The 12,941-nt window shown below is 41.7% G+C and carries 4 protein-coding genes; 2 read left to right on the forward strand and 2 right to left on the reverse strand.

What is annotated here, in order from left to right:
- Window positions 1–145: 145 nt before the first annotated feature.
- Together BY457_RS01835 and BY457_RS01840 are read left to right on the forward strand one after the other, a co-directional pair.
- Complete coding sequence (locus BY457_RS01835; RefSeq protein ID WP_106151637.1) at window positions 146–3,634, forward strand: SusC/RagA family TonB-linked outer membrane protein; 3,489 nt, start codon at window positions 146–148, stop codon at window positions 3,632–3,634.
- Window positions 3,635–3,658: 24 nt separating this feature from the next.
- Entirely contained in the window at window positions 3,659–5,515 is a 1,857-nt protein-coding gene (locus tag BY457_RS01840) for a SusD/RagB family nutrient-binding outer membrane lipoprotein (RefSeq protein WP_106151638.1), read from the forward strand.
- Between the two features lie 81 nt (window positions 5,516–5,596).
- Here BY457_RS01840 and BY457_RS01845 read toward each other — a convergent pair whose 3' ends face one another.
- Together BY457_RS01845 and BY457_RS01855 are read right to left on the reverse strand one after the other, a co-directional pair.
- Entirely contained in the window at window positions 5,597–7,921 is a 2,325-nt protein-coding gene (locus BY457_RS01845) for a beta-N-acetylhexosaminidase (RefSeq protein WP_106151639.1), read from the reverse strand.
- A 1,053-nt stretch (window positions 7,922–8,974) separates the two neighbouring features.
- Window positions 8,975–12,916 (reverse strand): hybrid sensor histidine kinase/response regulator transcription factor, encoded by a 3,942-nt coding sequence (locus tag BY457_RS01855; protein ID WP_106151641.1) that lies wholly within the window; start codon window positions 12,914–12,916, stop codon window positions 8,975–8,977.
- Window positions 12,917–12,941: the final 25 nt, after the last annotated feature.

The raw sequence follows: 12,941 nt of genomic DNA on the forward strand, positions 1-12,941 counted from the left end.
ACCATTAAAGAATTAACTCTATTCTTTTTTAACAAAAGAAAGTTAATCACCAAGGTCATTTTATGTAAAAATTTGTAAATTGAATGAAATTCAATTTGAAAGTCAGGTTTATGTTTTACTTAATTATTAATTAAAAATCTAGTCTATGAGGCGATTAAAAAGTTGTTTCCCCCTGGAAACGGGGAAATGGAACAGCAAAATTGGGGCTTTAACATTAGCCGGGTTACTGGCTTTTGGAGGAGCTGCTTCAGCTTTTGCTGATGAGAACAATGAAAAAGTCATTTCAAGCCTGCAACAGCAACAAACAATTACAGTTTCAGGTAATGTCCAGGACACACAAGGAATGCCTGTTCCGGGAGCAAACATTGTGATACAGGGAACTACCACAGGAACCATTACCGACATGGATGGTAACTATAGCCTGGATGCCCCCGAAAACGGCACCCTGGTATTTTCATTTATCGGATTTAACACTCAGGTTATTCCGGTGGAAGGCCGTTCGACCATCAATGTAACTCTTGAAGAAGAGAGTCTGGGCCTTGACGAAGTGGTAGTAACTGCGCTGGGGATTAAGAGAGAGACCAAAAAACTGGGTTACGGAATGACAGAAGTGGCTGGTGATGAAATCGCATCCACAAACACCGTCAACCCTGTACAGGCACTTCAGGGTAAATCAACCGGTTTGACCATCGGTGCTTCTGATGGTGGCCTGTTTGGAAACTCTAAGATCCAGATTCGGGGAGTATCTGTTATGAATTCAAAAAACAACCAACCAATTTTTGTTGTTGATGGAGTCATTCTTGACAACAATATTACAGATTCTTCTGCCGACTGGGCTGCCAGCTCCAACGATTTTGGAAACATGTTGAAAAACCTAAACCCGGATGAGTACGAGTCTGTATCGGTACTAAAAGGTGCCGCTGCAACAGCATTGTATGGATCACGTGGTATTAATGGCGCCGTCGTAATCACAACAAAAGATGGTGAAGGTGCCAAAGGAATAGGTGTTTCAGTAAGTCAAACCGTTGGTATTGATCATGTGTATAACACACCTGATCTTCAATACGAATACGGTCCGGGGGTTATGCCTGGCTATATCGATTATGGAGAGAAAGATGCCAACGACAGATATTATCGATTTGATTCTCAGCAATTCTACTTAAACAGCAATGGAGATCCATCATTCCGAAGCCATCCATGGGGCGGAGGCTACGGATTCGGGCCAAAATATGATGGCCGGATGGTAGAACATTACGATGGGGAAATGCGTCCATACCTGCCTGCAAAGGACAATATGCTTGATGCTTATGATTTGGGAATAAACAGTAACACATCTGTTGCCTTGAAGGGTGGAAATGAGGATGGTAATTTTTACCTCTCTCATTCTTACAACTACAGGAATGGTACCTTACCAAAAAACACCTTTAGCAGAAATGCAACTAAGTTTTCCGGCTCATACAATTTAGCCAGTTGGCTTAGAGCTGAAGCATCAATCTCTTTTACTACATCCACGCCCAAGAATCCGCAAAACGACCTTGCACAGCAATTTGCAACAGGTGGTCTAAACAATCTCTATGACACCGAGCGCTGGAAAGAAAGAGAAATTTATCAGGCTTCACACGGAGGAGTTCCAAGCAGTGCATATGGAGACAAATACGCTTATGTTCCCGGAAACTCCATTTGGTTTTCATATAACATGAATGAGAATGTTCGAAAAGAACAGGTAACCCGTCCGATTGTAAGATTAACAGCGGATCTCTCCGATTGGGTTTCCATCACAGCCGAAGGAAACATGAACCATTATACCATGGAACATGAACTTAAGCAACTGGGACAAGGATATGCCAATGAAGGAGGATATTACGAGTTGAAACATGACCGGAATGTTAGTCGCACCGGGAAGTTAGTAGCCAACATCAATGGTGACATCACTGAAGATATCTCAACCAGTGTAATGCTCGGCGGGGAAATTTTTGACCAGGAAATGTCAATGACCCGTGCCTGGACTGACGGAGGACTGATTGTTCCCGGTAAATTCTTTCTGGACAACTCCAAAAAGACCAAGCTCAGCGAAGGACGTGTATATGGAACAAAGCAGATTAATTCGCTTTACTTCCTGGCAAATTTTGGATGGAGGGATCAACTATTCCTTGACATCACAGGACGAAACGACTGGTCTTCTTCTTTAGTTTATACCGATGGTACAGGAAACTACTCCTACTTTTACCCTTCAGTAAGTTCATCATGGATTTTCACCGAATCATTTGACACACCGGCATGGATGACTTTCGGAAAAGTTCGTTTATCATGGGCACAAGTAGGTAATGACACAGATCCTTACAATATCAACAAGGGATATTCTGTCGGAAACCACCAAATCAATGAGTCAAGCTTTGCTTATTACAATACAAGGTCAACAACATCTGTAGATCCTGACATTAAACCGGAACGCAAAAACTCATTTGAAGCAGGTTTGGATTTAAGAATGTTACAGAACCGGGTTGGCTTGGATGTCACCTATTACGATGAAACCATTGAGAACCAAATCGGTAATGTTCCTATCCCTTATGAATCCGGAGTTAATGAATTATTAACCAATGTTGGAACATTGAACAATTCAGGTCTTGAAATAAGTTTGAAACTAACCCCGGTTAAAACATCAAACTTTAACTGGACCACAACCTTCAACTATTGGGACAACACAACCAAAATCACTGAGTTGCACGAAGATTATGGTGCATATCGTGTGCTTGGTGGTTATGTTGATTATGGAAACTTCCGGATTGGCTCGGTGGCATACGAAGGCGGTGAGTATGGCGTTCTGATGTCTGACAGCAAACCAAAAGTATGGCAATCTGAGGATGCCAATGATCCCCGGAACGGAATGAAAGTTCTTACCTGGAGAGATGACTGGAGAGGCGCATATTATACACGCAGTTATGAGGTGGAAGAAGTTGGTAAGATGCAGCCAGACTTTGAAGGCTCCTGGGACAACAGTTTCAGCTTTAAAGGGCTCACCTTGTCAGTTCTTCTGGATGCCAGATATGGAGGGCACCTTGCATCATATGCAAACCGTTATGGTACTGCTTACGGATGGCTTGAGACATCTCTAGCCGGACGTGACCCTCAACATGGTGGTGTAGAATGGACTTCAGAATATTCTGATACCGAAGGAAGAACATATTCAGATGGGGTAATACCTGATGGGGTTTTCCAGGAAGGACAAACGGTAACAGCTCCTAACGGAAGCACCGTTGATGTTGGTGGAATGACCTATCAGGAAGCTTTTGATGCAGGGTATGTTGAGCCTACACATGCTGGCACCCACACTTATTTCAACAACTCATGGGGAAGCGGAGTCGTAAACGATGATTGGTTTGAAGAAGTTAAATACATTGCTTTACGTAATATTTCTGTGGGATATAACCTCCCAAAAAGTATAGCTCAATCCATCAAAGCTCAAAACCTTTACCTTGCATTTAACGCACGAAATCTGGGATATCTTTACAACTCAATGCCCAACAATCTAAATCCCGAAGGATTCCGGGGAACCACCAGTACAGAAAGCTTCCTGGAGCGTTCGTTTATGCCTTATACCGCAAGCTATACTTTCACCGTAAAAGTTGACTTCTAAGAATAACTAAAAGTATTAATTGTTATGAAAAATATATCATTTATCCTATTAGGTCTTTTCCTTATTACGGCCATAGGCTGTGATAAAGATGAGTTTGCCGAATTGAATACTGATCCGGCAGTCCTGGATGAACCCGATTTGCGTTTTTCTCTTACCAAGGCCGTTGAGCAAATGTATGAGAATGACTACACAACCTGGTTCTACAACAACTTTCAGTACATCTTCCCATGGTCTCAGTTGACATCCGAACAGGGAGGTAATGGCCCTGACATAAACGAAATGGGGCCCTTTGGCACTCAGAATATTTATCGTGCTCTTTTCCCTCAAACAAGAGATATTCAGTATCGGATTGATCAAATGAGTGACGAAGAAAAGGCCAGACATCAGGTCCTCAAAGCAATCACTTACCCTGTTCAGATATTGCCGGCAATGGCAAATTCTGACCTCGTAGGTTCAGTAATTTATGAAGAGGCAGGTATGGCTCCTTTCACCAACCCTCCGTTAATTACTCCCGAGTATGACAACCAGGAGGAGCTTTACAATCTTTGGTTAAATCAACTGGATGAAGCAATCAACATTCTTTCGAATGCTGAAAACCAGATTGACTTTGGAACTCAGGATTTAATATATAACGGAGACTACTCAAAATGGGCAAAATTCTGCAACCTTCTGAAGCTGAAGATTGCAGCCAGGATGATTAACATTGACCTGCCCAAAGCTCTCCAAATAGCAGAGGATGTTGCCACATCAGAAGCAGGCTACATGAATGCTCTGGGTGATGACTTTATATACCATCGTGGAATAAAGTATTACGGAACTCTGGAAGGAATGTGGATTGGTTATGGAGGTCAGAACGTAATCAACTTTTTACGTGACAACCTGGATCCGCGCTTGCGTTTCATTTTCGAGAAAAACGGTTTCAATGCTGAGGTTGTACAAGCTTTTATAGATGCAGAAGTTGATCTTCCCCCATACGTGGAGCAATATGTCACCTATGATGGAGATGGCAATTTCGCAGGATGGGCAGGTCCCGGTGAACCCTGGGTTCGTTATCATGGAATTCCATTAGCCCCGGATGCTCAGCTTGAAGGCGAAAATGACATCTACTTCAACCAGGGATCACTGTTTAGAATTTCAGCCGGAGACGCAGAAAAATCGTATGCAGGAACCTCTTTGTATTCAGAAAAAGTAGTCAGAACTTCTTACGATTACACCTACCCCACAAAACCAGGGGGAAGAGTAATCCAACTGAAAGACAACGACCCTCCTCTGAATGTAGTATTAGGATCATCTGCTGAAACCAATCTTTACCTGGCTGAGTTCAAATTATTGGGAGCAAACATCCCGGGAGCTGCACAGGATTATTTTGACCAGGGAGTAAGATTGTCTGTTAGAAGAATGGATGCCGTTGCGGACAACAACCAAATGCCATATTACAATAGTGATCCCGTTTATGCTTTGGATGCAGAAGCTGAAGCTGCTTCTACTAAATTAAAGGAAGGAGAAATTGATGCGCTGCTAACTCAACCGGCATATGACTTAACAACAGATGGTCTGGAAAAGGTTTACATCCAACAGTATATCAACTTTGCAAACACACCAAATGATATGTGGACACTGGTGCGCAGAGCTGGAATTCCTAAAAAGAACAGTAACTATCTCGCTTGGGAAGATTTGTTATCATCCGGTAATGAGATAACATTACCACGTCGTTTTAGAATTGGCACGCCCACTGAAGATAGCAAAAACTACGAAAACGAGTTGAATTCTGTTACTGAACAAGGATTTACCACAGGAACATTAGATCCTCAAGTTCTGAATTCTGAAAGATTGTGGTTCGACAAAAACAACCCACAATACGGAGCCGGTTCAATTAACTAGTACCATTCTCCTAAATAATTACAAAAGGGGCTGCCTCTCGCGAGGCAGCCCCTTTTTATTTTATCTGATTGATCTTATCGGTTACTCGACCCTCACTTCATCAAACCCAATCCGTCCCGGATCATTTTCCAATACATGTCCTTCCGGCATTATCCCGGTTGCTTTGAGGAGGATCTTCACATACTGTGCATTAACCTGATCCAGGTTAAACCCAACCATTTCATGCTTAATTCCCTCTGATAGGCGTTCATGTTCTGATAATTTTCGATCGACCACCAAACGATATTTTCGTCCATTTTCACTTACTGAAACCTGAATTTCGGAAGGTAGATGCACTGCTCGACCATAATTGTTCAGAAAACTGAACGTAACCTTTGAAAATGACTTCTTTTTACCAAGGTCAATTACAAATTCACCACCACGATTGTAAAGATCAACATACTCCCCGTCAGTAAGCTTCTCACTTCCCAATAAACCATTGGTTAAAACACCGGCATTGTGCTCCTCAGACATCACACTGGCTCCGGTAGCTTTATTGTACCTCAGATTCAGTGTCAATATCTCCCCTTTTCTTTCTGCTCCAACAAATGAAGCAGCCCGGACAATCTCTCCATCCTCCACTTCAAATGGGGCATCATATATCGTTGAAGAGGCATCCGGTTCATCCCGGTCAGTGGTATATCTGACATCAACATCAGGCCGGATACAGGATAAGTCAATTTCAAGATTCCCATCCAAGGGACGAACAGAGTGGAACAGGTTGAACATTGATTTGGAAGCATAATTCACTCCCAGATGATCATAAATTTCAGTGAGATGATCCAGTCGTGGAAGAAATTGATCCCAATAACGGTTTTCGGGGTTACTCCATGCAACCTCAGAGAATGCTGCCAACCGGGGAAATATCATGTATTCTGCCTCCTCCGGATCATCAATAAACTCACTCCACAAACATGCCTGAACACCTTTCAGTAAATTAAACTGACCGGAATTCATGTCATCCGAAGGTTCATAATTGTAAACATCGCGCAGCGTATTGTTGCCAAAATAAGTAAATGGCTCAAACCACTGCGGCCCCTGATATCGGATAAAATAAAACGGAATGGCGGGAGACATAATAAACGGGAATCCCTGATCTGCAGCTTTCAGGGCATGACGACCATCACCTCTCCAACCCAAAATAGTAGCTCCTTCAGGAATTTTCCCATTGGTTAGTTCATCCCAGCCCATGACTTTCTTCCCTTTACTTCTGATATAATCACCTATCCGGTTCACGAACCAGGCCTGAAGTGCTTCTTCATCTTCCAGGCCTTCCTCTTTTATCCGGTTCTGACAAAGCGGGCATTTCTCCCAGTTATCTTTCCATGCTTCATCACCACCGATATGAATATATTCTGATGGAAACAATTGGGTAACCTCATCAATGACGTCTTCCAGGAAAGAAAACACAGAATCATTGCCGGCACAGTATATCACGGAACTCAGATCCCCTCCTATTCCGGGTAACACATTGATTGGTCCTTCCACAACAGGGCAGGTGAGGTGCGGAAATGCGGAAAGAGAAGAGACCGTATGTGCCGGCATTTCAATTTCCGGTATCACCTCTATTTGCTTGTTGGCAGCGTACGCCACAATATCCCGTATATCTTTCTGTGAGTAGTAGCCCCCCACAGGCGTTGGTTCTCCATCAACAGGATTCTGTCGAGCTGAGAAATAATTATATCGATCTGCCCGCCATGCGCCTACATCCGTTAATTCAGGATACTCTTTGATCTCCAGGCGCCATCCATTGTCATCTACCAGGTGCAAATGAAGATAATTGATTTTGTGCAATGACAGATAATCAATGATCTTGAGAACATGCTCCTTAGGCATAAATTTACGTGCAACATCCAACATAAAACCTCTGTAACTGAAGCGTGGATAGTCTTTAATAGTAACAGCCGGAACTTCCCATTCAATATCTTTTTCCCACTTGCTCGAATAAATCTCAGGGGGTAGCAGTTGCATCAGGGTATTCATTCCATATTGAAATCCTGAAGGGGAAGAAGCCTCCAGTCTTACAACATTGTTTTTCACATCCAGCAGGTATCCTTCGTCTGGCAAGCCATTATTGGTCCGAAAAACAACCGCATTTTTCATATTTTCCCTACCAGATTCGGGACGATACCCTATGTTGGCTGATACCCTGAAATACTCCAGATAATCTGCCAGCAGTTTTTCCTGGGTCATATTTTCCGTAACCCAACGGGTATTTCCATCAAAACGGAAGACGCCGGGATGCATGGTTACCTCCCGGGGAACCGGAACAACATTTATCTGAGCTGTTTGATTTTGAGACAGAAGAGCAAAGAAAGCAATAAAAAGCCCTGTAATAATTTTCTTAGAATTGAATCGTTGACACATGAATACGAAGTTTTAATCTTGTTTTGAGTTGAGCGATCAAAGCATTTTATGTCTGGAAGTTTTCCATGGACAAAAAAATGTTTTTCTCACCTCATTTAACTTTTCCCGGTAAAGTCAAAAATAGATTTTATCAACCTCGTATTTTTCTGATTTTAACTGTTGTTTTTTCAATATTGTCTTTGTTTGAGGCTTCTTTGGCCTTTTTGGAAGGAGAATTTAAACAGCTTTATAAATACAAATACAATAATAGAAAAGGATGGGCCTGAGATGTAGTCCATTTCTCATCGGCCCGGGAAAAACATTGCAATGAAACGAGCATGATATTTTTAAACATAAATATCACGAGAGAACATGTTAAAAAAATATTATGCGAGAGCGAAGCGGTTCCATTCGTTCTCAAATTTTTAATTAGGTTTTTATCAGATAATTACAAAATTTTAAGCTAATGAAACGAGCATGGCAACGATTGCCACAAGAGAATATGTATAATTTCTTACATGCGAGTTCCATCAGACCAATAACTTAGATAAATTTTCACTATTGTCCGGAAAAAACTGTTATTATGAAAGAAGATTGCTTCGCTCTGCTACCAATGACAGATTTTTGTAACAGACAAAAAATCAGACAATTAATAGTTGGCCCCCATTCGGGGACCTGATTCATTTGTTATGCCAACCCCGGGTTACCCGCCCGGGGTTATTCAAATTGGCCCCTTCCAGGGACCTCCCATATCTGTCATATTCCTTTTATGCCTCAAAATTTAATTGAGGTGTTCACTCGCAATAACAGTGTCTAAAAGGGTTTAGCAGGGTTGGTAGGGGAAATTGTAATAACAAGAGAGGGGGCGTGAGGGATAACTATAACCCCTGGACGGTGCCCAGGCTATTGCTGTCAGGCTTTCAACCTGATTATGCCTAACCTGTTTTATGATTAAGGTAGATGGAACAGAGAATTCTTGATAACTCAATGGATGGTTTACAAACCTTACACTACAAACAGGATCATTAATAACTTTTTGTTCATTACAAAAGCATCAAGTTTTTTTACCAAACACTACTCAACCTGCCGGTACTTTTTAGGGGAATACCCTGTTTGTTGCTTAAATAGCGTACTAAAATAGCCCTGACTGGAAAACCCTAATTTAAAAGAAATCTCAGCAATTGACAGATCGGTTTCTTTCAACATCCGTGATGCAAAATTAATTTTGTACTCATTGATGTAGTTATTCACACCGGTACCCACAACAGCTTTCACCTTTGTATATAATGAAGCCCTGCTCATTGCCATACGATCAACGAGCAAGTCCACGTTCAATTCAGGATTCTCAATCTCTTTTTCTATAATTTCATTTAACTTATTCAGAAACTTTTCATCCGCATTACTAAACGTAACATCTGCAACATCCACAACATTCCTGTTTTCCCGGTATTTCTTTCTCAGGTCCGCCCTGGTATGTACCAGATTCTGTACTACCGAAGTCAGCAGATCAAGACTGACCGGTTTGGTCAGGTAATGATCGGCTCCCAGTTTATACCCGTGAACCGAATCCGCCTCGGAACTTCTGGCTGTTAGCAGAATTACAGGTATGTGACTGATTTCCGGGTCTGATTTCAGTTTTTTACATAGTGCCCAGCCATCCATAACAGGCATCATCACGTCGCTGATGACAAGATCGGGGCTGTCAGAACCAACTATCTCCAGAGCCTCCTGGCCGTTTCCCGCTGTCAGAACCTTTTTAAACATCGTTCTCAGGGAATCCTTCAGAAAACTTAAAAGCTCCCGGTCATCTTCCACCAACAAAACAGTTAAATGACGCAAAGCCTCCTTGTCAACAAATTCTAATTCCTGATACTCATGCTCCTGAACACGATCCTGAGGAATTTCTCTCTTTGCCTCACCTTCATTTTTTTTACCTCCGGAATTCATCGGCAATTCGAAATACAATTCAGCCCCACCATTCTCTCTATTCAATGCTCCTATTTTTCCCTGATGCATTTGAATAAGCATCCTTGAAAAAGCCAACCCAATTCCTGTTCCACCCTTGGTTTCTTTGTCGGTATAGTAGCGTTCAAAGATTTTCTCAACATCCCCGGCAGAAAATCCGGGCCCTTCATCTCCAACGGTTACACGAACTCTTTGATCGGAAAGCAACTGACTACTTATGGTCACAGTTTTTGTCTCAGGTGCATGACGCAAAACATTCATCAAAAAGTTATGAATAACCCGCTTAAGTTTTTCATAATCAAAGGAGGCCTCGCCAATTCTGTCATCTAACTCAAACTGAAATCCAATCCCCACATTTCTAAAAACATTCTCAAATTCTCTAACTGTTGAAAGCAACCATTGATTAAACAAAGTAGAGGATAGCTCTAATTTATTTTCAGTACTCTCCATTCGGGAGTAGTCCATCAATTGATCAATAAGTCCTTTAATATAATTTACGTTCCGGAATATATTCTGTAGCCATTGAGCCTGCTCCTCTTTCGAATTGCAAAGCCCTTTCAACATCCTTTCAAGTGGATTGTATATTAAGCTCAAAGGGGTTCTCAATTCGTGAGAGATATTAACCAGAAAATTAACCTTCTGTTCATTTAACTGGTTCTCTCTTTTTATCAGCTGCACCTGCATTTTATCCATTGCTCGGCTGTATATGAGGTGCCTGACAAGGTACAATAACCCTCCAAAGAGCAATGATGCCATCAAATAAAACCACCAGGTATTCCACCAGGCAGGCTTAACTTTAATTTCCAATAGATTTTCAGCCTTTCCCCACACCCCCTCCGATGTTTTTGCAAAAACATAAAGGGTATAATTACCATGCTCCAAATTTGAGAAACTAAGATTCATCGATGTGGTTTCGATGGTATCCATCATTGCTCCCTTAAGCCAATATCTGTAATATTGCTTATTAAAAAGTTCCTCATCATTCAAAAACAAATGAATTTCCAGATTATTGAAATCGTGTGGCAAAACAATATTACCCTGTTCAGAAAAACGTTGGAATTGTTTTTCATCCAACAATCGCCCATCCTGCTTCAATTTGATGATAGAAGGTTCAGCAACGGATTCCGCATCTTCATATAATCGTTCTGCTCTAATTCTGACAAAACCAGCAACCCCTCCCATGTACACATCTCCGTTTTGGGCTCTCAACACCGGTTTATGCAAAAACTGATTGGGTCGGACTCCATCTGACGGTCCGTAAGATTGGATGACATCCAACTCTTTATGGTAACTAAACAAGCTGCCGGAAGTACCAAACCAAATACGATTCTTGTGATCTGCAATAATACTGGTCACCTTTCTAAAAACATCAGACTCTTCACTACTAATAACACGTCCCGACTGGGTAACCTGGTAAATCCCTCTGGCCCCTCCAATCCAAATCATCCCATCAGGTGACATACAGGCAGAGTAAATCATATCCTCAGACAACTTTTCTGCACTAAACAATAAATCAATTTCTTCCTGGTGATAATTAAACCGATAAATCCCCTGATTACCATAAAGAATAATATTCTCCATCATTCTTCCGGCAAACTTTAACTCTCCTTCAGTGGAAAAATCGCCTTCCAACTCTAATCTCCGGATACTATTATCAGGACTATTGTAAACATAAATCGAATCCTGAAAAATAAAAATACGCTCATCAACCCTATGCATGTTTACCCCTAACCGACCGGTTCCCGGCAAATCAAAGTCCCCCAGCTTCTCGGGAAGAAAATCCTTTAATTCATGCGTATCAATATCAAAAACTCTGGGTCTGTGACCATAATCATTAAGTAACAACTTGCCCCCAGGCATTGTGGACATGCCATTTACCTTTAACGATAAGGTAGATGGAAAATGCTCAAATCTGTTACTGTCCGGGTAAAAAGCATTGATTCCCCCTCCGTCTGTGCCTACCCAAATGGTACCGTAAGTCCCTTCAACCAAACTGACTACCGAAGGGTTTGTTGTTCCTAAATTTGTTCCCAGTGGAGCTTCCGAGAAAGAAGAGATGCCTGTATTTCTAACCCCAAAAACTCCTCCCCGAATAGTTCCTAACCAAATATTTGAATAATCATCCTGATAAATCTCGTAAATTGAATTCAACTGACTAAAGACTTGTTCGTGGGTAACATTTGACAAGGGAACAATTTCACCTTTGTCGGGATAAAGGACATTCACTCCACCACCGTCTGTACCAATCCAGATAGTGCTGTCAACCAAACAAATGTCTAGAATAATGTCATTCGTTAAACCTGAATCCGCACTCTTATAAGATGCCTCCAACTCACCTCGGCGATTAAACTTCATCAAACCTTGACCATATACGCTCAGCCAGACCTTCCCTTCTTGATCAATAATTAAATCCATAATTCGACTGCCTAGATCCCAATCAAGGCGCTCAACCTCACCTGTCAACAGATGACATAGAAACAATCCATTCCAAATGGATCCAATTAAAACACGCTCTTCATCCCAGGGAAGGATGGAATACTGAAGGGATATCAAACCAACCTCACCCTTAAAAGACAGTAATTTATAAGATTGGTCGTTTTTTGAGTAAATTACGAGGTGTTCAGAGCTTCCAAAAACAACCTTATCTTCCAACTCCAAAAAACCTGAATAATCACTCTCCGACTGCTCTTCTGAAAGTTCCACTCTGTCAAACCCATTGGTACGCGGGTCATACCTTGCAAGACCCTGACTCGTTCCTATCCAGAGATTCTGATTGTCATCTTTTTTTACAAAATAGATATGATTCCCGGGAATAGAGGTTGGATCTTTACTATCTCTATAGTAAGTAATCATTTCATTACCATCATACCTGTTAAGACCATCAATGGTCCCAATCCAGAGAAGCCCCTTGTCATCCCGCAAAATGGATTGAACCATGGGTTCAGAAAGCCCTTGTTCCAGAGAAATCTGCTCAAAGTGATAGTTCGCCTGCCCCCAAAGTCCGGTCAATAAGGAAGAAGAAAAAACAAGAATGATTATCAAGTTTTTCATTTCTGAAATTCAAAATAAAACGAAA

The sequence above is a fragment of the Marinilabilia salmonicolor genome (assembly GCF_003003035.1).
Lineage (GTDB): Bacteria > Bacteroidota > Bacteroidia > Bacteroidales > Marinilabiliaceae > Marinilabilia > Marinilabilia salmonicolor_A.

Coding starts and splice junctions, on each gene's coding strand:
- BY457_RS01835 (WP_106151637.1), top strand. CDS start 146: ATGAGGCGATTAAAAAGTTGTTTCCCCCTGGAAACGGGGAAATGGAAC.
- BY457_RS01840 (WP_106151638.1), top strand. CDS start 3,659: ATGAAAAATATATCATTTATCCTATTAGGTCTTTTCCTTATTACGGCC.
- BY457_RS01845 (WP_106151639.1), bottom strand. CDS start 7,921: ATGTGTCAACGATTCAATTCTAAGAAAATTATTACAGGGCTTTTTATT.
- BY457_RS01855 (WP_106151641.1), bottom strand. CDS start 12,916: ATGAAAAACTTGATAATCATTCTTGTTTTTTCTTCTTCCTTATTGACC.